This window comes from Kitasatospora sp. NPDC030952, from assembly GCF_055571335.1.
In genome coordinates this window covers 155,944-182,854 of record NZ_JBVIFM010000007.1, presented here as the reverse complement: position 1 = coordinate 182,854, position 26,911 = coordinate 155,944, and the positions used below count along the sequence as shown (strand labels likewise).

Here is a 26,911-nt window from a genome sequence, read left to right as displayed (position 1 = left end):
CGAGAGGACACACGTGAACGACGCACAGCAGACCGCCCGCCCGCGCAGCCGCCGCCTCCACCGCACGGCCGGCCTCGTGGTGGCCCTGGTCACCACCGGCGCCCTGTGCGCCGGCACGGCCGTCGCCGCCCCCGCCGACCAGCCCCAGGCGGCAGCCGAGGCCGCCGGGGCCAGGGTCCCGCACGATCCGATGGCCGCCGTGGCCCGGATGCAGCCCAGCTGGAACCTCGGCAACTCCCTCGACGCGATCCCCGACGAGACCTCCTGGGGCAACCCGCTCACCACCAAGGCGCTGTTCGACCGTCTCCGGTCCGAGGGCTACCGCAGCATCCGGATCCCGGTCACCTGGTCCCCACACCAGTCCGCCACCGCCCCGTACACCATCGACCCGGTGTGGATGAAGCGGGTCAAGCAGGTGGTCGACCTCGCCCTGGCGGACGGCCTCTACGTCGAGATCAACGTCCACCACGACTCGTGGCAGTGGATCAAGTACATGTCCACCGACCACGACGCCATCGTGGCGCGGTTCAACTCCACCTGGCAGCAGATCGCCAGCGCCTTCAAGGACGAGCCGCGCACCCTGCTCATGGAGAGCATCAACGAACCGCAGTTCGACAACGCCACCGACGCCCAGAAGACCCAGTACCTGCGCGAGCTCAACACCTCGTTCCACAGCATCGTGCGCAACTCCGGCGGCAAGAACAAGGACCGGCTGCTCGTCCTGCCCTCGGAAGAGACCAACAACGCCCAGCACTGGCTGGACGACCTGTCCACCACCATGAGCTCGCTCAACGACCGCAACCTGGTCGCCACCGTGCACTACTACAGCTGGTACCCGTTCAGCGTGAACATCGCCAACGGCACGACCTACGACGCCACCAGCCAGAAGGACCTCACCGAAGGCTTCGCCCGGGTGCACGACACCTTCGTCGCCAAGGGCATCCCCGTCTACCTCGGCGAATACGGCCTGCTGAGCGAGCCCAACTCGGGCACCGTCGAGCGCGGCGAGATGCTCAAGTACTACGAGCACGTCAACTACGTGGCCCGGGCCAACGGATTCACCACCGCGCTCTGGGACGACGCCAACTACCTGAACCGCGCCACCCTCCAGTGGCGTGACCCGGCCCTGATGGACCTGATCAGGACGTCCTGGACCACCCGTTCGGGCACCGCCTCCACCGACAACGTCTTCCTGCCGAAGTCCGGCCCCATCGCCGCGCAGACCATCACCCTCAACCGCAACGGCCAATGGTTCGCCGGCCTCTGGCAGGGTGACCGCCCGCTGATCCCCTTCCTCGACTACACCCTCGACGGCGACCAGCTCACCCTGACCGCCCACGCCCTCACCCGCCTCGCCGGGGACCGCGCCGCCGGGATCAACGCCACCCTCGAAGTCCGGTACTCCGACGGCGTCCCCTGGCAGCTCAACATCCGTTCCTACGACAAGCCCGCCATGTCCGACGCCACCGGAAGCACCGACGCGCTGGTCATCCCCACCAGGTTCAACGGCTCCCTGATGGCCAACGTGCAGTCCACCTACGCCGACGACACCGCCGCCGACCCGGCCTCCTGGACCACCTACCAGACGTTCGGCGACTTCGGCCCCGACTACGCCGCCGACACCACCACCGTGAAGGCCGACTTCCTCAAGTCCCTCAAGGACGGCGCCCCCGCGACGCTCACCTTCCGCTTCTGGACCGGCGACACCGTCACCTACACCGTCACCAAGTCCGGCGACACCGTCACCGGCACCGCCTCCTGAACCCAGCGCTCCCCCTTCTCGGCCGCCGGCCCACCGGCGGCCGGGCTCCCCCCACCTGTTCCACCAGAAAGGACACACTCCGTGAACGACGCACAGCGCACCGCCCGCCCGTTGGCCCGCCGCCTCCACCGCACGGCCGGCCTCGTGGTGGCCCTGGTCACCACCGGCGCCCTCTGCGGCGGCACGGCGATCGCCGCCCCCGCCGACCAGGCCCCGTCCGCGGCCGAGGCCGCCGGGGTCCGGGTCCCGCAGGACCCGATGGCCGCCGTGGCCCAGATGCAGCCCAGCTGGAACCTCGGCAACACCCTCGACGCGATCCCCGACGAGACCTCCTGGGGCAACCCGCTCACCACCAAGGCCACGTTCGACGGCCTCAAGGCCCAAGGCTTCCGCAGCGTCCGCATCCCCGTCACCTGGTACACCCACCAGTCCGCTACCGCGCCCTACACCATCGACCCGGTGTGGATGAAGCGGGTCAAGCAGGTGGTCGACCTCGCCCTGGCGGACGGCCTCTACGTCGAGATCAACGTCCACCACGACTCGTGGCAGTGGATCAAGTACATGTCCACCGACCACGACGCCATCATGGCGCGGTTCAACTCCACCTGGCAGCAGATCGCCACCACCTTCAAGGACGAGCCGCGCACGCTGCTCATGGAGAGCATCAACGAACCGCAGTTCGACAACGCCACCGACGCCCAGAAGACCCAGTACCTGCGGGAACTCAACACCTCCTTCCACAGCGTCGTCCGCAACTCCGGCAGCAAGAACAAGGACCGGCTGCTCGTCCTGCCCTCGGAGCAGACCGGCAACGCTCAGAACTTGCTGGACGACCTGTCCACCACCATGAGCTCGCTGAACGACCGCAACCTGGTCGCCACCGTGCACTACTACAGCTGGTACCCGTTCAGCGTGAACATCGCCAACGGCCCGACGTACGACGCCAAGGCCCAGTCGGACCTCACCGAAGGCTTCGCCCGGGTGCACGACACCTTCGTCGCCAAGGGCATCCCCGTCTACCTCGGCGAGTACGGCCTGCTCACCTCCCCGTACTCCGGCGTGGTCGAGCGCGGCGAGATGCTCAAGTACTTCGAGCACGTCAACTACGAGGCGCGCCGCAACGGCATGACCTCCGCCGTCTGGGACGCCGCCAACGACTTCCTGAACCGCTCCACCATGCAGTGGATGGTCCCCGAGATGAAGGACCTGATCCAGACCTCCTGGCGGACCCGCTCCGGCACCGCCTCCACCGACAACGTCTTCCTGCCGAAGTCCGGCCCCATCGCGGCCCAGACCATCACGCTCAACCGCAACGGCCTCTGGTTCGCCGGCCTCTGGCAGGGCGACCGCCCGCTGATCCCCTTCCTCGACTACACCCTCGACGGCGACAAGCTCACCCTGACCGCCGACGCCCTCACCCACCTCGCCGGTGACCGCGCCGCCGGGATCAACGCCACCCTCGAGGTCCGGTACTCCGACGGCGTCCCGTGGAAGCTCTTCGTGCGCTCCTACGACAAGCCGACCATGGCCGACGCCACCGGGACGCTCGACGGGCTCACCATCCCCACCGGGTTCAACGGCGCCCTGATGGCCAACGTCCAGTCCACCTACGCCGACGGCACCGCCGCCGGCCCGGCCTCCTGGACCACCTACCAGTCGTTCGACAACCTCCGCGCCGACTACGGCGCCAACACCACCACCCTCAAGCCCGGCTACGTCAAGTCCCTGAAGGACGGCGTGCCGGCGACGTTCACCTTCCGCTTCTGGACCGGCGACACCGTCACCTACACCGTCACCAAGTCCGGCAACACCGTGACCGGCACCGCCTCCTGACCCAGCGCTCCCCCGTCCCGGCCGCCGCTCCCGGCGGCCGGGGCTCCCACACGTTCCGAGGTGCCCATGTCCCCGCTTCCCCCGCGCGTGCTGTTCGGCGCCGCCTACTACCACGAGTACCAGCCGTACGAGCGGCTCAAGGAAGACCTCGACCTGATGGCCGGGGCGAAGTTCACCGTCATCCGGGTCGGCGAGTCCGTCTGGTCCACCTGGGAGCCCGAGAACGGCCGGTTCGAGCTGGACTGGCTGACCCCCGTCCTCGACGGCGCCCACGACCGCGGCATCTCCGTCGTCCTGGGCACGCCCACCTACGCGGTACCACCGTGGCTGTCCCGGCAGTACCCGGAGATCGTCACCGACCACGCGACGGGCCGACCGATGGGCTGGGGCGCCCGCCAGGAGGCGGACTTCTCCCACCCGGCCTTCCGCTACCACGCCGAACGCGTCACCCGGGCGATCCTCGACCGCCACGCCGCGCACCCGGCCGTCATCGGCTTCCAGGTCGACAACGAGCCCGGCCTGCGCCTGCCGCACAACCACGGCGTCTTCCAGCGGTTCGTCGACCACCTGCGCCACACCTACGGCGACGTGGAGACCCTCAACCGGGAGTGGGGCCTGGTCTACTGGTCGCACCGGCTCTCCACCTGGGCCGACCTGTGGCAGCCCGACAACAACCAGCAGCCGCAGTACGACGTCGCCTGGCGGGCGTTCCAGGCCCGCCAGACCACCGAGTTCGTCGCCTGGCAGGCCGACATCGCGCGCGAGTACGCCCGCCCCGACCAGTTCGTCACCACCTGCCTCGCCTACGAGCACCCGGCGATGGAGGACGACGAACTGACCGACGCCCTGGACGTCACCGCCGGCAACCCGTACTACGACATGCAGGACACCCTCGCGCTGCCCGACCCCACGCCGGACGACCAGGACCAGTGGTGGAAGGCCACCGGCGTGTGGGCGCTGTACCGGAGCGCCGACCGGATCTTCTCCTCCCGCCAGGAGCCGTTCCTCGTCACCGAGACCAACGCCCAGGCCATCAGCGGCACTTCGGAGAACCGGCCGGCCTTCGACGGCCAGTGGCGGCAGGCCGCCTGGGCGCTCGTCTCGCGCGGCGCGCGGATGATCGAGTACTGGCACTGGCACACCCTGCACTTCGGCACCGAGACGTACTGGGGCGGGATCCTGCCGCACAGCGGCAAGCCCGGCCGGGTCTACGCCGAACTCGCCCACCTGGGAGCCGAGTTCGAGACGGCCGGGTCGCTGGTCGCCGGGATCGAGCCCGATGCCGACATTGCGATGGTCTACTCGATGCCCAGCAAGTGGCTGATGCAGAAGTACCCGCCGCTGGCGAGGCCGAACGGCGAACCGGACTCGACGTCCTACCACCGCCTCTTCGACCCCTTCTACCGCGGCGCGTTCGAGGCCGGCCGGCAGGTGCGCATCCTGCACACCCGCCAGCTGCACGACGCCCGGGGTGAGCGCGTGGGCCTCGCACCCGAGGAGGCCGTGCGGCGCCACCCGGTGCTGGTCGTCCCCGGGCTCTACCTCGCCGAGGACTCCCTGCTCGACTGGCTCGCGGCCTACGCCGAGGCCGGCGGCCACCTCGTCCTCGGCCCCCGCACCGGCTACGCCGACCACGAGGCCCGGGCCCGCCACGAGACCGCCCCGCCACGCCTGACCGTCGCCGCGGGCGTCCGGTACGACGAGTTCAGCAACCTGCCCGCGGACCTCCCGCTGCGCACCGCCCCCGACAGCCCGCTGGAGCTGCCGGCGGGAGCGACCGCGACCCGCTGGGTCGAGGGCCTCACGGCCACCGACGCCACCGTGCTGGCCGGCTACGACCACCCGCACTTCGGCCGCTGGCCCGCCGTCACCACCCGCGCCCACGGGGCGGGCCGGGTGACCTGTGTCGGCACCGTGCCCGGACGCGACCTGGGCCGGGCGCTCGCCGCCTGGCTGGCCCCCTCCCCCGTCGGCGGCTGGCGCGACCTGCCCGAGTCCGTCACCGCGACCACCGGGACGGCCCCGGACGGGCGCCGCGTCCACGTGGTGCACAACTGGAGCTGGCAGCCCGTCGACGTGCCGGCGCCGGTGGCGCTCGTCGACGTCCTGGCCGGCACCCCGGTGGCCGCCGGCGAGCCGCTCGCCCTCGGCGCCTGGGACGTGCGGGTCTTCGTCACGGACTGAGCACGAAGGGGGCGGTGGGCCCCGCCGGGCCCGCCGCCCCCCGCTCTTCTGCGCTCTCCGCTCGGTGACTGCTCCGCCGGGCCGTTACGCCGCCGAGAAGCAGTACACCGTCATCGAGCGGAACTCCTCCCCCGGGCGCAGGACGGTGGAGGGGTACTCGGGGTGGTTGGGCGAGTCCGGGAAGTGCTGGGTCTCCAGCGCGACGCCCGCGTACCGGTGGTACCGGCGGCCGGAAGGACCGCTCAGCGTGCCGTCGAAGTGGTTGCCGGTGTAGACCTGCAGCCCCGGCTCCGTCGTCAGGCACTCGACCTGCCGGCCGCTGGCCGGGTGGCTCAGGACGGCGGCCCGTCGGAACCCGCTCCCGTCCAGCACCCAGTTGTGGTCGAAGCCGGCTCCGGCCCGGCGGATCTGCTGGTCCCCGTCGGCGACGCGGTCCCCGATCCGCCGGGCCTCACGCAGGTCGAAGGGGGTGCCCGGGACGCGCGTGGTGGGTCCGATCGGGATCAGCTCGGCGTCCACCGGGAGGTAGCCGCGGGCCTCGACGCGCAGCAGGTGGTCGAGCACGGTGCCGTTGCCCTCACCGGCCAGGTTGAAGTACGTGTGGTTGGTGAGGTTGACGACCGTCGGCGCGTCCGTGGTCGCCCGGTAGCCGATCCACAGCTGGCCGGCCGGGTCGAGCAGGTACACCACCTCGACGGTGAGCGCCCCCGGGAACCCCTGGTCGCCGTCGGGGCTGTGCAGGCGAAGGCGCACTCCGGTCCGTCGGCCCTCCCGGACGGGCACTCCCTCCCAGAGCCGGGTGGCGAAGCCGTCCCGTCCGCCGTGCAGGGTGTGGCCGGGCGGCTGGGTGGTGAGCCGGTGCACGGTGCCGTCGAGCGGCAGGACGCCGTCGGCGATCCGGTTGGCGTAGCGGCCGACCGTCGCACCGAAGTACGCGCCTTCTCCGAGCAGGTCCCCGACGCGCTCGCAGCCGAGGACGACGTTCGCCCGCCGCCCGTCCCGGTCCGGCAGGTGCAGGGCCTGGAGCCGGGCGCCCAGGCTGAGCACCTCCGCCCGCACGCCGGACGGCGAGTCGATGGTCCAGCGGATGACGGGCCGCCCGTCCGGCAGGGTCGCGGCGACTCCCTGGGAGACCGTCAGTTCGCCCGGGGACACGAGTGCGTCTTTCGGCACGGGGGTATTGCTCCGTTTCTTCCGGGGACCACCGGAAAGCGGCGACGCCCGCCCGTGCGGGCGGGCGTCGGACGTCCGGGCTGTGCTGGTGGTACGAGCTGTGCTGGTGGTACGAGCTGTACGGGCTCTGCGAGCTGTACGGACCGGGCGCGTCGTCCGGACCGTGCGGGCTCAGAGCCCCTGGGCCAGGCGGTGGTAGGCCTGGTTCCAGCGCAGCTCCTTGGTGAACCGGCGGATGTTCGTGTCGTCGTCGATCATCAGCAGCTCCACGGCGAGCATCTCGGCGAGGTCCTCCAGCTCCTCGGCGCCGATCGCGCCGGAGAGCACGGTGTGGTGCGGCCCGCCGGCCGTCAGCCAGGCCTCGGTGGAGGTGTGCAGGTCCGGGCGCGGCTTCCAGACCGCGCGGGCCACCGGCAGGTGCGGCAGCGGCTCCGGCGGTACGACCACGTCCACCTCGTTGGCGACCAGCCGGAACCGGTCGCCGAGGTCCGCGAGGCCGACCACGACCGCCGGGCCGGGCTCGGCGTCGAAGACCAGGCGGACCGGGTCCTCCCGCCCGCCGATGGACAGCGGGTGGATCTCGCAGGAGGGGGTGCCGGCCGCGATGCTCGGGCAGACCTCCAGCATGTGCGCACCGAGGATCAGCTCGCGGCCGAACTCCAGGTGGTAGGTGTAGTCCTCCATGAAGGAGGTGCCGCCGGCCAGTCCGCCGGCCGTCACCTTGAGGGTGCGCAGCAGGGTGGCGGTCTTCCAGTCGCCCTCGCCGCCGAAGCCGTAGCCGTCGGCCATCAGCCGCTGCACCGCGAGCCCGGGCAGCTGGCGGAGCCCGCCGAGGTCCTCGAAGTTGGTGGTGAAGGCCTTGAAGCCGCCCTCCTCCAGGAAGCCCCGCAGGCCGAGCTCGATGCGGGCCGCGTAGCGCAGCGAATCGTGGCGCTCCCCGCCGCTGCGCAGCTCGGGCGCGAGGCGGTAGCCGTCCTCGTACTCCTTGACCAGCGCGGTCACGTCGCCCTCGTCCGTCGCGTCCACGGCGGCGACCAGGTCGTTGACGCCGTAGGTGTTGACGGAGACGCCGAAGCGGCGCTGGGCCTCGACCTTGTCGCCCTCGGTGACGGCGACGTCGCGCATGTTGTCGCCGAACCGGGCCAGCTTGAGGCTGCGGAGTTCGGCGCGGCCGGCGGCGGCGCGGGCCCAGGTGGCGACCCTGGCGGAGACGGCGGGGTCGGAGACGTGCCCGGCGACGGTCTTGCGCGGCACGCCGAGGCGGGACTGGATGTAGCCGAACTCGCGGTCGCCGTGGGCGGCCTGGTTCAGGTTCATGAAGTCCATGTCGATGGAGTGCCAGGGCAGTTCGACGTTGGCCTGGGTGTGCAGGTGGAGCAGCGGCTTCTGCAGCGCGTCGAGTCCGGCGATCCACATCTTCGCCGGGGAGAAGGTGTGCATCCAGGCGATCAGGCCGATGCAGTCGTCGTCGGAGTTGGCTTCCAGGCAGATCCGGCGGATCGCGGCGGCGTCGGTGAGGACGGGCTTCCAGACGACCTCGACGGGCAGGTGGGCGTCCTCGCCCAGGGCGGCGGCGATCCGCTGGGACTGCTCCGCGACCTGGCGCAGCGTCTCCTCGCCGTAGAGCCCTTGGCTGCCGGTCAGGAACCAGACCTGGCGTCCGTTCGATGGCTTCTTCACGGGGTGGCTCCTTACCGGGCCTGGGGCTGGCCGTAGACGTTCTGGTAGCGGTGGTTGAGGCTGTCGATGTCCGCCTGGGCGATCGGCAGCGGCTCGCCGAGCTGGCGGGAGAGGTGGACGGTGCGGGCCACGTCCTCGCACATCACGGCGGCCTTGACCGCCGCCTTGGCGTCCTTGCCGATGGTGAAGACGCCGTGGTTCTGCATCAGGACGGCGGGCGAGCGGTGGCCCTTGAGGGTGTCCACGATGCCGCGGCCGATCGAGTCGTCGCCGATCAGGGCGAACGGGCCGACCGGGATCTCCGCGCCGAACTCGTCGGCCATCGCGGTGAGGACGCAGGGGACGGCCTCGCCGCGGGCCGCCCAGGCGCAGGCGTAGGTGGAGTGGGTGTGGACCACGCCGCCGACCTCGGGCAGGTGGCGGTAGACGTAGGCGTGCGCGGCGGTGTCGGAGGAGGGTGCGTGCTCGCCCTCGACCACCTCGCCGTCCAGGTCGCAGAGGATCATGTTCTCGGGCGACAGCTCGTCGTAGGAGACGCCGCTGGGCTTGATGACGAGCAGGTCCTCGCCGGGGACCCGGGCCGAGACGTTGCCGGCGGTCCAGACCACCAGGTTGTAGCGGACCAGTTCCCGGTGGAGGTCGCTGACCTGGCGGCGGATGAGGTCGATGGTCGCGTTCACAGGGCCTCGCTCGGTGTGGTGAGGGCGGCGTTGCGGATGTCGCGCAGGCGGTGCAGCAGCTTGTCGGCGCCGAGGCCGAAGTGGTCGTGCAGGGCGCGGTATTCGGCGAAGAGACGGTCGTAGGTGTCGGCGGCGGCCGGGTCGGGCCGGTAGGCGCCCTGCTGCACCCGGCCCATGGCGGCGGACGCGGTCCGGACGTCCGGGTACGCTCCGGCGGCGACGGCGGCGTGGATCGCCGAGCCGAGCGCCGGGCCCTGCTCCGAGTCGGCGACCGAGACCGGGCGGCGCAGCACGTCGGCGTAGATCTGCATCAGCAGGGCGTTCTTCTTGAGGCCGCCGGTGACGATGAACTCGGTGACCGGGACGCCACCCCGCTCCAGGGCCTCGACGATGACGCGGGTGCCGAAGGCGGTGGCCTCCAGCAGCGCCCGGTAGACCTCCTCGGGGCGGGTGGCGAGGGTGAGTCCGACGATCACACCGGAGAGGTGGTGGTCGACCAGGGTGGAACGGTTGCCGTTCATCCAGTCGAGCGCCACCAGGCCGTGCCCGCCGACGGGTTGGGCGGCGGCCTTCCGGGTGAGCAGCCGGTGCAGGTCCTCGCCGTTCGCCTCGGCCTCGGCCAGGTAGTCGGCGGGCACTCCCTGGCGCAGCCACCAGGCGAAGATGTCGCCGACGGCGCTCTGGCCGGCCTCGTAGCCGTAGGAGCCGGTGACGATCCCGTCCTCGACCACGCCGCAGATGCCGGGGACGTCGGCGAGGGTGGCGCCGTTGACCACGTGGCAGGTGGAGGTGCCCATGATGGCGAGGAGTTGGCCGTCGTCGACGGCCCGGGCGGCCGGGGCGGCCACGTGGGCGTCGACGTTGCCGGCGGCGACGGCGGTGCCGGCCGGCAGGCCGGTCCACGCCGCGGCCTGCGCGGTGAGGCCGCCGACCCGGGTGCCCAGCGGGGAGAGCGGGTGCTCCAGTCGAGTGCGGGCGAAGTCGGCGAACTCCGGGTGGAGCGCGGCCAGGTAGTCCTCGCTCGGGTAGCCGCCGTCCTGGTGGATGCCCTTGTAGCCGGCCGTGCAGGTGTTGCGGCTCTCGGCACCGGTGAGCTGCCAGACGATCCAGTCGGCGGCCTCGATCCAGCGCTCGCAGGCGCCGTAGACGGCCGGGTCCTCCTCCAGCACCTGCAGCGCCTTGGCGTACTGCCACTCGGCCGAGATCCGGCCGCCGTACCGGGAGATCCACTTCTCGCCGCGGGCGTGGGCCAGTTCGTTGATCCGGTCCGCCTGGGGCTGCGCGGCGTGGTGCTTCCAGAGCTTGGGCCAGGCGTGCGGGCGGGGGGCCCAGTCGGGCGTCTCGGCCAGTGGGGTGCCGTCGGCGAGCACGGGCAGGACGGTGCAGGCGGTGAAGTCGGTGGCGATGCCGATGACCCGGGCGGGGTCGACGCCGGCGGCGGCGAGCGCGGCCGGGACGGCGGTGCGCAGCACCTCGCGCCAGTCCGCCGGGTGCTGCAGCGCCCAGTCGGGCGGGAGCGGTCGGCCGGTGCCGGGCAGCTCGTGCTCGATCACGGCGTGCGGGTAGTCGTGGACGGCGGTGCCCACCTCCTCGCCGTCCCGGACCCGGACCACCACCGCGCGGCCGGAGAGGGTGCCGAAGTCGACGCCGACGACGTACCGGTCGGGCCGGTCGGCGTCGTGGGCGGCAGGGGTCACGATCACGTGCTCATCCTTCGTACGGGAGTCATGCGTTGGTCGTCTGTCGCCGGTGCGGTGTTCGACCGGGGCAGGGCGCACCGCACCGGCGACAGGCTTCATTCCGCTACCCCACCCTCGAGAGGCAGCGGAACGGGGAGCCGTCGGCCGGGCCCACGGAAGCGGGATGCGGTGGCCCGGCCGGCGGAGAGGAAGGAGCGCCGTTGTTAACGCTCACGAGGATTGTTAGCGCTAACAAACTACGTGTCAAGGGAAGCTGCCGGGCCGAATCCGGGAAGCCGGGTGGGGGCTCGAAGCACTCGGGGTGCTCGGGACGCGCGGGGTGCTCGGCGGCACTGCCCCGCGCCGCCCGTGGCCCGCCCCCGGCCCACCCCTGCCCTGCCTCTGCCCCACCACCGGCTCAACGCCGGCTGGACGGCCCCGCGCTGCGCCGCAGCACCAACTCCGGGGAGATCTGCACCTGGGTCGCCGAGTGCGTGGCGCCCTCCAGTTCCCCGACGAGCAGTTCCAGGGCCCGCCTGCCGAGTTCGCCGAAGTCCTGCCGCACCGTGGTCAGCGGCGGGGTGAAGTACGCGGCCTCCGGAATGTCGTCGAAGCCGATCACACTGATCTCCTCCGGAACCGCCCGACCGGCCTCGTGGAGGGCGCGCAGCAGGCCGAGGGCCATGTGGTCGTTGGCGCAGAAGACGGCGGTGACGTCGGGCAGCCGGGCGATCCGCAGCCCGGCCTGGTAGCCCGAGCGGGCGCTCCAGTCACCCCGTTCCACCTCCGGCACCGGGGCACCGGCCGCGTCCAGCGTGAGGCGCCACCCGTGTTCCCGGTCCTGGCTCTCCACCCAGTTGGCCGGTCCTGCCAGGTGGTGCACGGTGCGGTGCCCCAGGTCCAGCAGGTGCCCGGTGGCCTCGCCGGCACCGTAGCGGTTGCCCACCGAGACCATGGGCACCCGGGTCTGGTTGCCCGAACCCACCGCGACGAGCGGCACGGAACTGGAGAGCCGGGACACCGCGTTGACGGCCGAGGTCTGCGGCGCGATCACCACCACGCCCTCCACCCCCTGGTCACGCAGCCGGTCGACGGCTTCCTGGACCGAACGGCCGTCCAGGGAGCGCAGACTGGTGACGCTCACGAAGTACCCGGCGCTGCGCGCGGCCCGCTCGATGCCGTCCAGCATCGAGGCCGGACCGTAGAGGGTCGAGTCGAAGCTGACCACCCCGAGGGTCTGCGACCGGCGGGTGACCAGGGCCCGGGCCGCCGAGTTGGGCCGGTAGTCCAGTTCCCGTATCGCGGCCAGCACCCGGTCCCGGGTGTCGGGCCGGACGTGCGGGGCTCCGTTGAGCACCCGGGACACCGTCTGGTGGGACACACCCGCCAGTTTCGCCACGTCCGCCATCACGGGCTGGCGCTGTTCCGCCCCGGCGTTATCGGTTCCCACTCGTAGTCCCCTCCTCGACTGTGGACCACAGTACGCGACCAGGTCCAGGCCAATCCGTCACCCTCGGTTCAGCAGGCGGCCCCCCTTCATACCAGTCCGCCAGCACGCCGACATCTGCCAAAACCGCCAAGTCGGCCTCCGTGTTTCGGTTGCGTCGGCTGTTCCGGGGCGATCCGTGTTCCGGAGGTCGCCGAGGTGACGCCCGGGCGTCGGGCCTGCCGAGAGCCCGGCGCGACGGCCGGGTGGTGCTGGATCCTCGGGGCGAGTCCGCTGGGTCGGGCCCGCGAAGCCGCCCCGCCCTGCCTCCTCGTCCTCGCTCCACCACCCGGACGGGCCTCGACGACGGCGCTGGCCTCGGCCGGACAGGGCCTGGGTGTCCGGCGGAGGACGGAGCGGCCCGCCTCCGCACCGGGAACTCCGGTGCGGCGGCGGGCCGCTCGGTGGTCTCAGCCCTGCTGCAGGGGGGTCAGGAGGAACGCGAAGTCCGCCGGCCCGAGTTCGAGCCGGTACTGGGGCAGGACACCGGGCCCCACGGCGGCGGTGCCGAGGCCCTGGACGGCATGGTCGGTGTGGAGGTGGATCACCGGACCGGGGACGAGGTCGCTGTGGTGCCGTGCGCCGTCGAGCTGTCGGTCGGTCCAGCGGCGTGCGGCGAAGTGGAACGGCTCCTCGCCCACGACGCGCAGTCCGTTCCCGGCCCCGTCGGTGAAGGTGGCCCAGCGGGTGTCCGCACGGTTGCCGTTCTCCTGGGGGCGGACGTACGGGGTCTGCAACTCGTCCACGGTCGCGCGGAAACGTCCGACGCGCACCGCCTGGCACGAGTCGGGGTAGGCCTCGCCCGGGCCCGTGCCGAACCACTCCACCCGGGAGCGGTCGGCGGGGAGCTCCCAGTCGAGTCCGATGCGGGCCAGTGAGCGGGACCGGTTCCTGCGGACCAGCTCCTGGTACTCCTCCGGCGGGAGGGCCGGATCCACCATGGTGTCCTGGAAGTCGTCGCCCCGCTCCGGCCAGTGGCCGACGGGCTCGGCGTGCACCCGCAGGCGCAGGCTGTCACCGTCGCTGTCCCAGCGGTAGGTGGTGAGGTAGCCGGAGTCTCCCGCCGCGGCGGCGCTGCGGACGACGACGGTCATGCCCTGGGCGCCGGGGGTGACGGAGACGGTGCGGTACCGCGGCCGGTCCAGGCCGCGGTCCTTCCAGTAGGCGGCGTCGCGCTGGTGCCAGCCGCGGTCGTTGTCGGTGGGGGCGCGCCACAGGTTCAGTCGTGGTCCGCGCAGGGGGAGCCGGCCGATGGCGAGCAGGGTTCCGGTGGTCCGGTCGAAGCGGCCGGGGCCGAGCAGGACGTGCTCGCCCTCGCTGCGGGCCGCCCCGGGCGGGCCGGTCCGCCGGCGGTGGCCCGTGGCGGGGAGCCGGACCTGTCCCCAGGCGACCACGTGGCCTTCGGGGGCCCAGTCGGTGGGCTTGGCCAGCTCGGCCTGGACGGTGAGCCAGAGCTCGCCCGTGCCGCTTCCACCGCCCGGCGGGTCCAGGCGTGGCAGCGGCAACCGGCCGGCCTCCCCCGCCGCGAGCTCCGGGGTGGGCAGTACGCCGTGGGCCAGCTCGACCCCTTCGCGGGCCAGCGACCAGGTGAACCGCAGATGGGACAGGTCCAGCACCTCGTAGCGGTTCTCCACCGTGAGGGTGCCCGCCTCCGGGCCGGCGTCGATCCGGACGGGGGCGATCACCTTCGCGTACTCGAGCAGGCCCGGGGAGGGGGTGCGGTCGGGGAGGACCAGGCCGTCGCAGATGAAGTTGCCGTCGTGCAGGTCCTCGCCGAAGTCGCCGCCGTAGCCGAAGAACTCGCGCCCCTGGGCGTCGCGGGTGCGCAGTCCCTGGTCCATCCACTCCCAGACGTAGCCGCCCTGGAACCGCGGGTACTCGCCGCACAGCCGCAGGTATTCGGCGAGCCCGCCGGGCCCGTTGCCCATGGCGTGGGCGAACTCGGTGAGCAGGAAGGGCTTGCGGTTGCGCGGGTCGTCCGCCGGGTCGCCGGAGCCGGCGCGGGCCGGGTAGGAGACCTCGCCCGGCAGCAGCTGCCCCCGGCCGATCCGGGCGACGGCGGCCGGCGGCCGGTACATCTCGCTGAAGACGTCGGTGTACTCGCTGAGCCGGTCGCCCTCGTAGTGGATCGGACGGGACGGATCGCGCTCCCGGACCCACGCGGACATGGCCCGGAGGTTGCGGCCGTCCCCGGCCTCGTTGCCGAGCGACCACAGGATGACGCTGGGGTGGTTCTTGTCCCGCTCCACGGTCCGCTCGATGCGGTCCAGGTAGGCCGCGTGCCAGCGGGGGTCGTCGGAGGGGTTGCGCTGCCAGCGCTCCGGGTCCGCGTGCTCGAAGCCGTGGGTCTCCAGGTCGCATTCGACCATGACCCACAGGCCGAGCTCGTCGCACAGGTCGAGGAACGCCGGGTGCGGCGGGTAGTGCGCGGTGCGCACCGCGTTGATGTTGTGCCGCTTCATCAACTCCACGTCGCGGCGCATGGTTTCGAGCGAGAGCGCCCGACCGTGATCGGGGTCGAACTCGTGCCGGTTCACGCCGCGCAGCACCACCCGGCGGCCGTTGACCCGGAGCACCCCGGTCTCGTCGACGGCCACGCTCCGGAACCCGACCCGGATCCGGACCCGCTCGCTGCCGGTGGCCAGGTACGCCTCGTAGAGCTGTGGATCCTCCGCGCTCCAGGGCCGTACCGCCGCGAAGGCGAACTCGGCCGTGGTCGGCTGGTCGTGGATCCCGAGGGCCGGGAGGTCGAGCCTCACCGGAGCGTCCGCGTCGGCCTCCACCCGGAGCCGGCCCCCGCCGGTCCGCGCGTCGTACTCCGCGTGCACGAAGACGTCCCGGATGCCGCCCGCCGGGCGGGCCAGCAGGGACACGTCGCGGAAGATGCCGGACAGGCGCCAGGTGTCCTGGTCCTCGAGGTAGGTGCCGGCGGAGAACTGGTGCACCCGGACGGCCAGCACGTTGCGGCCGGGGCGCAGCAGCCCGGTCACGTCGAACTCGGTCGGCAGGCGGCTGCCGTAGGTGACGCCCAGCTCGCGGCCGTTGAGCCAGGCCCGGGCGCAGGAGTCCACGCCCTCGAAGCGCAGCACGGCCGGCGTGCCCGTCCAGGTGGCGGGCAGGTCGAAGGTGCGGCGGTAGTCGCCGGTCTCGTTCTCGTCCGGGACGAAGGGCGGGTCCAGCGGTACCGGGTAGGCGAGGTTGACGTAGATGGGCCGACCGTAGCCGTGCAGCTGCCAGTGCGAGGGGACGCGAAGGGCGTCCCAGGAGCCGTCGTCGAAGTCCGGGGCTTCGAACCCGTCCGGTTCCGGCCGCAGGGTCGGCGAGAACCGGAACGCCCATTCCCCGTTGAGGTCGATCCTGGGGGCGTCGGAGTCCAGGGCCGCCCGCGGCGCGGCCCTGCCGTGGCCGGGTGCGTAGTCCTCGAAGTAGCGCGTGGACATGGGAGTCCTCCGACGGTCGTGGGTGATGCGCGCGACCGTACTATCGAAGGCGTCTTGCGGGAAGGGACGCCATCGCCGGGTTCGGGGAGGTGGCCCTGGTCCAGGTCGGCGGCGACAGCCAGCCCGCCTACCTCGACTGGGCTCGGGACACCCTGCTGCCGGCGCTGCGCGAGGGGTTCTGACCTCTGGCGGGCCCGGTCGCACCGACCTTCGGTGCCCGGGCCCGCCCGGCAGGGTGGTGCACCCCGGCGCCCGGCCGGAGCGCTATCCCAGGGTCCACCTCTGGTTCCCGCCGCCCCAACAGGTCCACAGCTGGACGGGCGTGGTGTCCACGACGGCCGCCCCGGCGACGTCCAGGCAGCGGCCGGACTGCGCACCGGTGACGCTGCCGTCGGAGTTGACCTGCCACTGCTGGTTGGCGCCGCCGTTGCAGGGCCAGGTCACCACCTTGGTGCCGTCGGCCGTCCCGCCGCCGTACGCGTCCAGGCACAGCGTGGTGCCGGAGATGTCCGCCGTGAGCCGTCCGTCGGCGGTGTGGGTCCAGGTCTGGTTCGCCGCTCCGGAGCAGCCGTAGATCTGTGCCTGTACCCCGGGCGTGGTGGAGGCGTTGGGGACGTCCAGGCACTTGCCCGAACCGGCGCCCCGCAGTGCTCCCGTGGCGGTCGCCGGGGAGGTGGCGTAGCCGGCCGCGACGATGTCGGCCTGGACGGCGTTCTCGGTGGCCTCCGACGGGTAGCCGGAGGTCATCACGCCCTCGTAGAAGGTGCCCGCCGAGCCCTTGCTGTTGTCCCCGCCGATGCCGAGGATGATCGCGCCCTCCTTGTGCATCGGGTCGTAGCCCGAGGCGTTCGGGCGCGGCCCGGAGTAGAACGTCGACAGCCCGCCGGACTGCGCGTCGCCGGCGCGGATCGCCCACTGGTTCGGCGCGCCCTTGACCATGGCCGTCAGGTAGCGGTGGTTCACCGTCGGGTCGTTGGCGTTGTAGCCCGTGTTGGCCCCGGAGAAGAGGCCGTTCTCCAGGTCGGCCATCACCCAGGGGCCGGGGCCGCTGCCGTAGCCCCAGACCTTGATGTTGCCGAAGTAGATCGCCTCCATGTGGCCGTTGCCGGTGTCGTTGCTGCTCGTCTCGGCGTTGCCGTAGTCGAAGCAGCAGCCGCCGTTGTAGTGGGTGCCGTCGAGGATGGCGTACATGCCCTCGGGCTGGTCGCCGGTGGCGACGCCCGAGGTGTGGTTGTTGCGGTAGCCGGTGCCCGGCGCGACGTAGACGCCGTAGGCCCGGTGGCCGTTCAGCGTGGTGGGTGCCAGGGTCGCGTCCGCCAGGTTGTCGGGGCCGCCCGCGGCTCCGCCCCCGGGCGCCTGGGTGAGGTGGTTGCCCCGCCCGCTCTGGTCGTAGATCTCGGTGATCACGCAGGTGGTGCCGGCGCAGAAGGCGTCCTGTGCGGCGGCGTCGGCGTAGCCTCCGGCGGTCAGGGCGCCGATGTTCCGCAGCGCCTGGTCCGACGCACGCCGGACCTGGTAGAGCGGGCCGCCGTACCCGCCGTAGAGGGCGCGGGTGGTGCTGTGCGCGGCCACGCAGGGTGTGCCGCCGGCGGCGTAGAGGTCGCACGGTCGCTGGGTGGCCGCCTGGGCCACGCCGCTGGTCGCGGTGGCGCCGGCCAGGGCGCCGACGAGGACGGCCAGTGCCGCCCCGGCCCGGGCGAGGCGGCGCAGCGCGCCGCGTCCCCGGGTCGTCCCGTCGTTGTCACTCATGGTGTCTCCCTGCTCATCGTTGAGCGCGGCTGGGGAATGTGAGCGCTAACAATCCGGCCCTGGGCGACGGACTTCGGCCCGGGGCGGGAGGTGGAGGTTCCTGGACCGGTGACAGTGCCCGCCCCAACCGTGTCCCGTCAAGACTTTCGACACATCACCCGAAGGAAAGCGCCGTTCGGGACCGGGCGACCGGCTGGCCGTCATTTTCCTTCCACTGCACAGTGGTTGACGCTGAGCGATGTGAGCGCTCACACTCCACACCGGCGCACCTGAGCGCAGGTGCCGGTCCGCCGCATCCTTCACCTGCTCCCCCACTCACCGGCAGTGATCGAGAGGAAAGCACCACATGCACGCACTCTTCCGCCGGCGCCCCCGAGCCGCCCGCGTCGCGTCCACCGCGATCGTCGTGCTGGCCCTGGCCGTCGGCTGCAGCAAGCAGGGCGCCGGCGACCCCGGCACCTCCGGCGGCGGATCCTCGGCCGCCGCGCCCGCGATCCAGGGCGACATCGCCTTCAACGACGACAACCTGACCCGCCTCGACGCCGCGCTCAAGACGGCGCTCCAGGGCAAGGACCTCTCCCAGCTGGACCTGGCCATGGTGGTCAACGTCGCCGTGGACTACTGGAACGCCGGGAAGGCCGGCTTCACGAAGGGCCTTGCCGACCTCGGGGTCAAGGGCACCTTCCAGGCCCCGGCCAACGGCCGGCTGGACCAGCAGCTGTCCATCCTCCAGACCCTGCGCGGTCAGTCCATCTCCGCCTTCTCGCTCTCCGCGATCGATCCGACGGCCGTCAAGTCGCCGATCCAGTCCGCCGGTTCGGCCGGCATCCCGGTCCTGGCGATCGACTCGCCCCTGCCCGCCGAGGACGGCGCCGCGCTCTACCTCGGCACGCCCAACTACCAGGCCGGCAAGCGGGCGGGCGAGGCGATGAAGGCCGCGCTGGGCGGCCGGGGCAAGGTCGTGGTGCTGGTCGGGTCGCTGACCGCCCCCAACGCCGTCGAACGCATCCAGGGCTTCGAGGACGCGCTCAAGGGCACCGGCGTCACGGTGTCCAACAAGCTCGCCGACAACATGGACGCGGCCAAGGCCCTGTCCAACGCGCAGACCGCCATCCAGACCGACCCGGGCGTGACCGGCCTGTACGGCGTCTACTCCTACGACGGCCCCTCCGCCGCGCAGGCGGTGCAGGCCGCGGGCAGGACCGGAAAGGTCAAGGTGGTCTCGGACGACAGCGACGCCCAGACCCTGACGTTCATCCAGCAGGGCGTCATCCAGGCGACCGTCGTCCAGTCGCCGTACCAGCAGGGCTACACCGGCGCCTACCTGCTGGCAGCGCTCAAGGTGCTCGGCAAGGACGCCACCATGGCCATCGTGAAGCCGTTCCTGGAGTCCGACGGCAGCACCCTGAGCTCCGGCGTGGGCGTCGTGACGCCGGACAACCTCGCCGACTTCCGGGCCAAGCAGACCCAGCTCGGCATCACCGGATGACTCGGCATCACCGGACGCCTCCGCACCACCGGACGTCCGGCGCAGGCGCCCCCGCGAGCGGCCGGCCCGCCGCGGCCCTGCGCGGGGTGCGCAAGAGCTACGGGCCGGTCACCGTGCTGGACATACCGGAACTCGACCTGATCGGCGGTCAGATCACCTGTGTGGTCGGGGAGAACGGCGCCGGGAAGTCGACCCTGATGGGCGTGCTGTCCGGCACCGTCTCCCCCAGCGCCGGGGAGGTCCTGGTCGCCGACCGCCTCCTCCAGCCGGGGCGGCCCGACCACGCGAAGGCGCTCGGCGTCAGCCTGGTGGCGCAGGAGTTCCCGCTGGTGGGCCGGATGAGCGTGGCCGAGAACCTGCTGCTCGGCCGGCGCACCCGGGCCGCCCTCGGAGCGGGGAGGCTGCGCCGGGCCCTGTTCGACCGCGCCGGCACCCGGCGCGAGGCGCGCGAACTGCTGGCGGACATCGGCGTCGAGGGCGTCGACGTGGACCGGCCGGTGGAGCGACTGCCGGTCCCGCTGCGGCAGATGATCGAGATCGCCAAGGCCTGGGGCAACCGGCCGCTGGTGCTGATCCTGGACGAGCCGACCTCCTCGCTCGGACCGGTCGAGGCCGGGAAGGTCCTCGCCCTCGCCCGGCGGCACGCCGCGGAGGGCGGCGCGGTGCTCTTCATCGGCCACCGGCTGGACGAGGTGCGGGACCTCGCCGACCGGGTGGTGGTGCTGCGCGGCGGCCGGCTGGTCGCGGACCTCGGCCCGGTCGAGGCCACCGAGGCGCGGATGATCCGGGAGATGGTCGGCGGCGAACTCGACCGCGAGACCGCCGTGCGCCCCGTCCCGGCGACGGCCCGCACCGTCCTGACCGCCCGGGGGCTGAGCGCCGACGGCCTCGGCCCGGTCGACCTGGACCTGCGGGCCGGTGAGATCGTCGGCGTGGCCGGCCTGATGGGCTCGGGCCGCAGCCGGCTCCTCCACACCCTGATGGGCGCGCAACCCCGCACCCGCGGCGAGGTCGAACTGGGCGGGCGCCGCTTCCGCCCGCGCCACCCGGCCGACGCGGTCGCCGCGGGCATCGGCCTGGTGCCGGAGGACCGCAAGGAGCAGTCCCTGCTGCCGGCGCACCCGGTGCGGTGGAACGCGACCCTGGCCACCCTGCGGCGCGACTCCCGGCACGGGGTGCTCACTCCCAGGGGCGACCGTGAACGCTCCCAACGGATCGTCGACGACCTGGGCGTGCGGCTGCACAGCCAGGAGCAGCCGATCGGCGACCTGTCCGGCGGCAACCAGCAGAAGGTGGTGTTCGGGCGGTGGCTGCACGCCGACCCCGACGTGCTGCTGCTCGACGAACCCACCCGCGGCGTCGACGTGGGCGCCAAGGCCGAGATCTACCGGCTCATCGACCGGGCCGCGGCGGACGGGCTCGCCGTCCTGGTCGCCTCGTCCGAACTGGAGGAACTGCTGTGGATCTGCCACCGGATCCTGGTGATGGCCCACGGGCGGATCGTCGCCGACCTGCCGCGGGAGCGCTTCGGCAAGGAACGGATCATGACAGCGGCCACCAGTCGGCCGGTGCCGGCGGCGAGCACGGAGGGTCCCGCATGACGACCGAGCCCGTTCCCGGCCGCGAGGCCGGTCCCAGCCGCGAGACCGGTCCCGGCCGCGAGTCCATCGCGGCACCGGCGCGGAGCCGGCTGCGCGTGCTGCTCGACACCCCCGAGGTGGGCGTCGTCCTCGCCTGCGTCACCGTGTTCGCGGCGCTCGCGCTGGCCCGGGACACCTTCGCGAGCGCGGTCAACCTCCAGGGCATGGGCGCCGACCTGGCCCAGTACGGGCTGATCGCGGTCGGCGAGTCGCTGGTGATCCTGACCGGCGGCATCGACCTGTCGGTGGGCGCCCTGCTGGGCACCAGCGTGATCCTGATGTCCTGGTTCAACGTCCGGGCCGGCCTGCCGGCGGGTCTGGCCGTCCTGGCCACCATGGCCGTCGCCGGACTGGTCGGCCTGGTCCACGGACTGGCCGTCACCCGGCTGCGGATGCCGCCGTTCGTCGTCACGCTGGTCACCTACACCGTGGCGCAGGGCGTGACCCTGGCGATCACCTCCGGCACCTCGATCGTCGGCATCTCCCCGTTCTTCGGCGACGTCGGCCAGAGCTACCTGGCCCAAGTCCCGGTGCCGCTCGTGCTGTTCGGGCTGGTCGCGGTGGCCGCGTGGTTCTTCCTGGAGCGCACCTACGCCGGGCGGCAGGTCTACGCGGTCGGCGGCAATCCCGAGGCGGCCAGGCTGGCCGGCATCCGCGGCGACCGGCGGGTGGTGTCGATGTACGTGACCTCCTCGCTGGTGTCGGCCTTCGCCGGAATGCTCGTGCTGGGCCGGATGGGGGTCGGCTCCGCCAGCGGCGTCGGCGTCGGCTGGGAGCTCTCGGCGATCGCGGCCGCGGTGATCGGCGGGGTCAGTCTGACCGGAGGGCAGGGGCGCGTCCTGGGGATCGTCGCCGGTGCCGTCCTGCTGGAACTGATCAACAACGGACTGACCACCCTTCAGATCAACTCCAACTACACCGACATCGTGCTCGGTTGTGTCCTCGGACTGGCCATCACGGCCGACCGGCTGCGCGCCCGGCAGCTGGCCAGGCGGTCCTGAGCCCGCCCGTCGACCGCCTACCGGAGCCCTCGGTCGCCCCGGCCGCGCCCCCGCCCCGTTCCGGGCGGGGGCGCTTGCCGTACCCGCGAGCCCGCGGCGCAGGCGCCCGAAGCGACGACCCCGGACGCGACGGCTGGGCGGAGGCGGGCACCTCGCCTTGTCAGGCTCAATGTTCAACCGTCGTTCGCCGGATGCTCATCCACGGCCCTCCCGGAGCACCTGTCCTCCGGTGCCCGCGCACCCCGGACGACCGGCCGACGGAACATCGCGATCCAACGGTGATCCCAAGGCCCTTGACGCCGCACTTGTTAGCGTTAACACTTCATGTCACGCCAGGCCAGAGCTACCGCCACCCCGACGTTCCACAGCGCGAGGGACTGCTCCGGCCGGCCCCGCTCGACCGCTCCCAGTCGCCCAGTCAGGGTGTGCTGTCCCGGTCGCGGAACATCATCATGGAGGAACTGTGCGGAAGCTTTCAGCGGGCCTCGTCGCGGTGGGCCTGACGCTCTCGTTGGCGGCCTGCGGCCAGAGCTCCAACGGAGTCGGCGACGGGGCGGCCAAGGGCGACGCCAAGGGTGGACTCGTCGGCATCGCGATGCCGACCAAGTCGTCGGCGCGTTGGATCGACGACGGCAACAACATGGTCAAGGAATTCCAGGCCAAGGGCTACAAGACCGACCTGCAGTACGGCGACAACGTGGTGGAGAACCAGGTCTCCCAGGTGGAGAACATGATCACCAAGGGTGCCAAGCTGCTGGTGATCGCGGCCATCGACGGCTCCTCCCTCACCAACGTGCTGCAGAAGGCAGCCGATGCGCACATTCCGGTCATCTCGTACGACCGGCTGATCCGAGGCACCCAGAACGTCGACTACTACGCGACCTTCGACAACTACAAGGTCGGCGTCCTCCAGGGCGGGTACATCGCCGACAAGCTCGGCCTCAAGGACGGCAAGGGGCCGTTCAACGTCGAGCTGTTCGCGGGCTCGCCGGACGACAACAACGCGACCTTCTTCTTCAACGGCGCGATGAGCGTGCTCAAGCCGTACATCGACCAGAAGAAGCTGGTCGTGCAGAGCGGCCAGACCGACTTCAACCAGGTCGCCACGCTGCGCTGGGACGGCGGTGTCGCCCAGTCCCGGATGGACAACCTGCTGAGCAAGGCCTACACCGGCGCCCATGTCGACGCCGTGCTCTCGCCGTACGACGGCATCTCGATCGGCATCCTCTCCTCGCTCAAGGGCGTCGGCTACGGCACCGCCAAGTCCCTGCCGATCGTGACGGGCCAGGACGCCGAGCTGGCCTCGGTGAAGTCGATCATCGCGGGCGAGCAGACCCAGACCGTCTACAAGGACACCCGGCAACTCGCCAAGGTCGCCGTGCAGATGGGCGACGCGCTGCTGACCGGCGGCAAGCCCGAGGTCAACGACACCACCCAGTACAACAACGGCGCGAAGGTCGTTCCGGCCGAGTTGCTCCAGCCGGTCAGCGTCGACAAGGACAACTACCAGAAGATCCTGGTCGACAGCGGCCAGTACACCGCGGACCAGCTCAAGTAGCCCGTGGGGCCCGCTCGACGGGCCCCCGCCGAACCGGCGGTGCGGCGGGGCGCCCGGGCTCCCCGGGCGCCCGATGGGTCCCCCACCGCACCGCCCCGAACGATACGGACGCACAACCATGGCTGGACCCGTTCTCGAAATGCGGTCGATCAGCAAGTCGTTCCCCGGTGTCAAGGCGCTCTCCGAAGTCAACCTGAGCGTCGCCGCCGGCGAGGTGCACGCCATCTGCGGTGAGAACGGCGCCGGCAAGTCCACCCTGATGAAGGTCCTCAGCGGGGTCTACCCGCACGGCGGTTACGAAGGCGAGATCCTCTTCGAGGGCGAGCCCTGCCGGTTCAAGGACATCCGGGCCAGTGAGCAGCGCGGCATCGTCATCATCCACCAGGAACTCGCCCTGGTGCCGTACCTGTCCATCGCCGAGAACATCTTCCTGGGAAACGAGCACGCCACCCGGGGCATCATCAGCTGGCACCGGACGCTCACCCACGCCGCCGACCTGCTCCGCCAGGTCGGCCTCGAGGAGAGCCCGCACACCAGGGTCGCCGACCTCGGCGTGGGCAAGCAGCAACTGGTCGAGATCGCCAAGGCGCTGGCCAAGAAGGTCAAACTGCTCATCCTGGACGAGCCGACCGCCGCGCTGAACGACGAGGACAGCCGCAAGCTCCTCGACCTGATCCTGGAACTCAAGGCGCAGGGCATCTCCTGCATCATCATCTCGCACAAGCTGAACGAGATCGCCCGGGTCGCCGACGCCGTCACCATCCTGCGCGACGGGCGGACCATCGAGACCATCGCGATCGGCCCGGAGGGCATCTCCGAGGACCGGATCATCCGCGGCATGGTCGGCCGGGACCTGGAGCACCGCTACCCCGAGCGACAGCCCTATGCGGAGGACGGGGCGGAGACCGGCGAGGTCGTCTTCGAGGTCGAGGACTGGACCGTCCGGCACCCGATCGACCAGCAGCGCACCGTGGTGGACGGCGCCTCGCTGAACGTGCGGCGCGGCGAGATCGTCGGCGTCGCCGGCCTGATGGGGGCCGGCCGCACGGAGCTCGCGATGAGCGTCTTCGGCCGCTCGTACGGACGTTGGAGCGGCGGACGGGTGCTGCTGCACGGCCGGGAGATCCGTACCCGGACGGTGCCCGAGGCGATCGGGCACGGCATCGCGTACGTCACCGAGGACCGCAAGCACTTCGGTCTCAACCTGATCGACGACATCAGCCGGAACATCTCGCTGAGCGCGCTCGGCAAGGTCGCCCGGTACGGCCGGGTCGACCGCCACGAGGAGAGCAGGGTCGCCGAGTCGTTCCGGCGCACCATGAACATCAAGGCCCCGACGGTGTTCACCCGGACCGGCACGCTCAGCGGCGGCAACCAGCAGAAGGTCGTCCTCAGCAAGTGGATCTTCGCCGAGCCGGAGGTGCTGATCCTCGACGAGCCCACCCGGGGCATCGACATCGGCGCCAAGGCGGAGATCTACACCGTCATCGCCGAGTTGGCCGCCCAGGGCAAGGCGGTGCTCGTCATCTCCTCCGAACTCCCCGAACTCCTGGGTCTGTGCGACCGGATCTACACGATGGCCGAAGGCCGGATCACCGGCGAGGTCGCCCGCGCCGACGCCACCCAGGAATCCCTCATGCGGCTCATGACCATGAGCGCCGCATCCAGCAACGAGCAGGTGTGAGGCATGGCCCAGACCGAGATCATCCCGGACTCCTCCCAGCAGGGGCCCGAGCCCGCCCCGAGCCCGTCCGTGGGCTCCGCACTGGCCCGCGCGCTGCGCGGCAACGTCCGCCAGTACGGCATGCTGGTCGCCCTCGCGCTGATCGTGCTGCTGTTCCAGATCTGGACGGACGGCATCCTCCTCCAGCCGCTCAACATCACCAACCTGATCCAGCAGAACGGTTACATCCTCATCCTGGCGATCGGGATGATGATCGTCATCATCGCCGGGCACATCGACCTCTCGGTCGGCTCACTGGCCGCCTTCGTCGGGGCCGCCGCCGCGGTGATGATGGTCGAGCACCACGTGGCGTGGCCCGTGGCGATGCTGGTCGCGCTGGTGATCGGCGCCCTCGCCGGCGCCTGGCAGGGCTTCTGGATCGCCTACCTGGGGATCCCCTCCTTCATCGTCACCCTGGCGGGCATGCTGCTGTTCCGCGGCGGCACCCAGATCCTGCTGCAGGGCCAGTCGGTGGCACCGTTCCCCAAGGGCTTCCAGAGCATCAGCAGCGGCTTCCTCCCCGAGGTCGGCCCGCACACCAACTACCACAACCTCACCCTGCTGCTCGGACTCGCGGTGCTGGTCGTCGCCGTCCTCCAGGAGCTGCGCGGCCGGCGGCAGACCGCCTCGTACGGGCTCGAGGTGCTCCCGCTCGGGCTGTTCCTGGCCAAGCTCGCCGTGATCACGGCGGCCGTGCTGGTGTTCACGCTGCTGCTGGCCAGCTACCACGGCGTGCCGATCGTCCTGCTGATCCTCGGCGCCCTGCTGGTCGGCTTCGGCTACCTGATGCGCAACTCGATCATCGGCCGGCACACCTACGCCGTCGGCGGCAACGAGCCGGCGGCCAAGCTGTCCGGGGTGAAGAGCAAGCGGGTCGTCTTCCTCGCCTTCACCAACATGGGCGTGCTCGCCGCACTGGCCGGGCTGGTCTTCGCCGCACGGCTCAACGCCGGCACCCCGCAGGCGGGCATCAACTTCGAGCTGGAGGCGATCGCCGCCGCCTTCATCGGCGGCGCCTCCGCCAGCGGCGGCGTCGGCACCGTCATGGGCGCGATCATCGGTGGTCTGGTGCTCGGTGTGCTGAACAACGGCATGTCGCTGGTCGGTGTCGGCACCGACTACCAGCAGGTGATCAAGGGCCTGGTGCTGCTCGCGGCGGTCGGCTTCGACGTCTACAACAAGCGCCGGGCCGGTTCCTGACCCGGACGGGCGCGGACACGGGGCAGGACGGGCACGGTGCGGTGACACCGAGCCCGTCCTGCCCCGTTTCCGTCCCCGGTGCGGGCTGGTTCCGGAACTGACACCCGGTCGTGAGAGAAGCAGGAGGGGTGCCTCTCGGGAGAGAGGCACCCCTCGGCGGGCGGTTCCGGGTTCAGTGGGCCAGCAGCACCAGGACGAGCACGACCAGGGCCGGCACGGTCTGCACGAAGAGGATCTTCCGGGAGGAGGTCACGGCGCCGAACACACCGGCGACGGCGACGCAGGAGGCGAAGAAGACCCGCACCTGGAACCCGACCGGGTCGGCGGCGAACGCGCCCCAGAACAGGCCGGCCGCCAGGAAGCCGTTGTACAGGCCCTGGTTGGCGGCCATCGCCTTGGTCGAGACCGCGAACTCCTGGGACGTGCCGAAGGCGGCCCGGGCCCGCGGGGTGGTCCACAGGAACATCTCCAGGACCAGGATGTAGACGTGCAGGAGGGCGAGCGCGACAACCGCAATCACGGCAACTGTGGACATGGCGGGCATGTTACGCGTCGACGGGGGTCCGAACCGAGCGGCACCCGAGCGCCCGCGGTGCGTGAACCGGCATTTTGTTCAGGCCCTTGTCCAACCGTC

Annotated in this window: 17 protein-coding genes and 1 pseudogene; 10 read left to right on the top strand and 8 right to left on the bottom strand. The window is 71.7% G+C overall.

The window, feature by feature from the left end; genetic code table 11:
* Positions 1 to 13 precede the first annotated feature (13 nt).
* From ACZ47G_RS15955 to ACZ47G_RS15945, 3 genes are all read left to right on the top strand, one after another.
* Positions 14 to 1,762 (top strand): cellulase family glycosylhydrolase, encoded by a 1,749-nt coding sequence (locus tag ACZ47G_RS15955; protein WP_465742950.1) that lies wholly within the window; start codon positions 14 to 16, stop codon positions 1,760 to 1,762.
* Between the two features lie 81 nt (positions 1,763 to 1,843).
* Entirely contained in the window at positions 1,844 to 3,595 is a 1,752-nt protein-coding gene (locus tag ACZ47G_RS15950) for a cellulase family glycosylhydrolase (protein WP_465742948.1), read from the top strand.
* Positions 3,596 to 3,661: 66 nt separating this feature from the next.
* On the top strand, positions 3,662 to 5,779 hold the full coding sequence (locus ACZ47G_RS15945) for a beta-galactosidase (RefSeq protein ID WP_465742946.1): 2,118 nt from the start codon (positions 3,662 to 3,664) through the stop codon (positions 5,777 to 5,779).
* Between the two features lie 84 nt (positions 5,780 to 5,863).
* Here ACZ47G_RS15945 and ACZ47G_RS15940 read toward each other — a convergent pair whose 3' ends face one another.
* The 6 genes from ACZ47G_RS15940 to ACZ47G_RS15915 form a co-directional block, all read right to left on the bottom strand.
* Complete coding sequence (locus ACZ47G_RS15940; protein ID WP_465742944.1) at positions 5,864 to 6,952, bottom strand: aldose epimerase family protein; 1,089 nt, start codon at positions 6,950 to 6,952, stop codon at positions 5,864 to 5,866.
* A gap of 171 nt (positions 6,953 to 7,123) precedes the next feature.
* Positions 7,124 to 8,632, bottom strand: a complete 1,509-nt coding sequence (araA, locus tag ACZ47G_RS15935) for an L-arabinose isomerase (RefSeq protein ID WP_465742942.1) — start codon at positions 8,630 to 8,632, stop codon at positions 7,124 to 7,126.
* 11 nt (positions 8,633 to 8,643) lie between these two features.
* Positions 8,644 to 9,312 (bottom strand): L-ribulose-5-phosphate 4-epimerase, encoded by a 669-nt coding sequence (locus ACZ47G_RS15930; RefSeq protein ID WP_465742940.1) that lies wholly within the window; start codon positions 9,310 to 9,312, stop codon positions 8,644 to 8,646.
* The gene (locus tag ACZ47G_RS15925) at positions 9,309 to 11,012 is read right to left on the bottom strand and encodes a ribulokinase (RefSeq protein ID WP_465743170.1); all 1,704 of its coding nucleotides are present in this window, start codon (positions 11,010 to 11,012) and stop codon (positions 9,309 to 9,311) included. Before ACZ47G_RS15925 ends, ACZ47G_RS15930 begins: the two co-directional genes overlap by 4 nt.
* Positions 11,013 to 11,409: 397 nt before the next feature.
* The gene (locus tag ACZ47G_RS15920; RefSeq protein ID WP_465742938.1) at positions 11,410 to 12,441 is read right to left on the bottom strand and encodes a LacI family DNA-binding transcriptional regulator; all 1,032 of its coding nucleotides are present in this window, start codon (positions 12,439 to 12,441) and stop codon (positions 11,410 to 11,412) included.
* Between the two features lie 446 nt (positions 12,442 to 12,887).
* Positions 12,888 to 15,917: a glycoside hydrolase family 2 TIM barrel-domain containing protein gene (locus ACZ47G_RS15915; RefSeq protein WP_465742936.1), complete on the bottom strand. Its 3,030-nt coding sequence runs from the start codon at positions 15,915 to 15,917 to the stop codon at positions 12,888 to 12,890.
* Positions 15,918 to 15,985: 68 nt separating this feature from the next.
* Here ACZ47G_RS15915 and ACZ47G_RS15910 point away from each other — a divergent pair.
* A pseudogene (locus ACZ47G_RS15910) lies at positions 15,986 to 16,099 on the top strand (LLM class F420-dependent oxidoreductase); the annotation flags it as partial.
* An 82-nt stretch (positions 16,100 to 16,181) separates the two neighbouring features.
* Here ACZ47G_RS15910 and ACZ47G_RS15905 read toward each other — a convergent pair.
* Positions 16,182 to 17,666, bottom strand: a complete 1,485-nt coding sequence (locus ACZ47G_RS15905; protein ID WP_465742935.1) for an arabinofuranosidase catalytic domain-containing protein — start codon at positions 17,664 to 17,666, stop codon at positions 16,182 to 16,184.
* A gap of 346 nt (positions 17,667 to 18,012) precedes the next feature.
* On the opposite strand from ACZ47G_RS15905, the gene ACZ47G_RS15900 reads away from it, so the two are divergent.
* The 6 genes from ACZ47G_RS15900 to mmsB all read left to right on the top strand — a co-directional run bounded on the left by ACZ47G_RS15900 (position 18,013) and on the right by mmsB (position 26,277).
* A complete protein-coding gene (locus tag ACZ47G_RS15900; RefSeq protein ID WP_465742933.1) occupies positions 18,013 to 19,155 on the top strand; it encodes a substrate-binding domain-containing protein in 1,143 nt (380 codons plus the stop codon).
* Complete coding sequence (locus ACZ47G_RS15895) at positions 19,152 to 20,756, top strand: sugar ABC transporter ATP-binding protein (RefSeq protein ID WP_465742931.1); 1,605 nt, start codon at positions 19,152 to 19,154, stop codon at positions 20,754 to 20,756. The genes ACZ47G_RS15900 and ACZ47G_RS15895 overlap by 4 nt, the downstream gene beginning before the upstream one ends.
* The gene (locus ACZ47G_RS15890; RefSeq protein ID WP_465742929.1) at positions 20,753 to 21,796 is read left to right on the top strand and encodes an ABC transporter permease; all 1,044 of its coding nucleotides are present in this window, start codon (positions 20,753 to 20,755) and stop codon (positions 21,794 to 21,796) included. Before ACZ47G_RS15895 ends, ACZ47G_RS15890 begins: the two co-directional genes overlap by 4 nt.
* A 463-nt stretch (positions 21,797 to 22,259) precedes the next feature.
* A complete protein-coding gene (gene chvE / locus ACZ47G_RS15885; protein ID WP_465742927.1) occupies positions 22,260 to 23,354 on the top strand; it encodes a multiple monosaccharide ABC transporter substrate-binding protein in 1,095 nt (364 codons plus the stop codon).
* Positions 23,355 to 23,472: 118 nt separating this feature from the next.
* Complete coding sequence (mmsA, locus tag ACZ47G_RS15880; protein WP_465742925.1) at positions 23,473 to 25,038, top strand: multiple monosaccharide ABC transporter ATP-binding protein; 1,566 nt, start codon at positions 23,473 to 23,475, stop codon at positions 25,036 to 25,038.
* A 3-nt stretch (positions 25,039 to 25,041) separates the two neighbouring features.
* On the top strand, positions 25,042 to 26,277 hold the full coding sequence (gene mmsB, locus ACZ47G_RS15875) for a multiple monosaccharide ABC transporter permease (RefSeq protein ID WP_465742923.1): 1,236 nt from the start codon (positions 25,042 to 25,044) through the stop codon (positions 26,275 to 26,277).
* Between the two features lie 172 nt (positions 26,278 to 26,449).
* Here the strand turns inward: mmsB and ACZ47G_RS15870 are convergent, their stop codons facing one another.
* Positions 26,450 to 26,812: a DUF1304 domain-containing protein gene (locus ACZ47G_RS15870; RefSeq protein WP_465742921.1), complete on the bottom strand. Its 363-nt coding sequence runs from the start codon at positions 26,810 to 26,812 to the stop codon at positions 26,450 to 26,452.
* Positions 26,813 to 26,911: the final 99 nt, after the last annotated feature.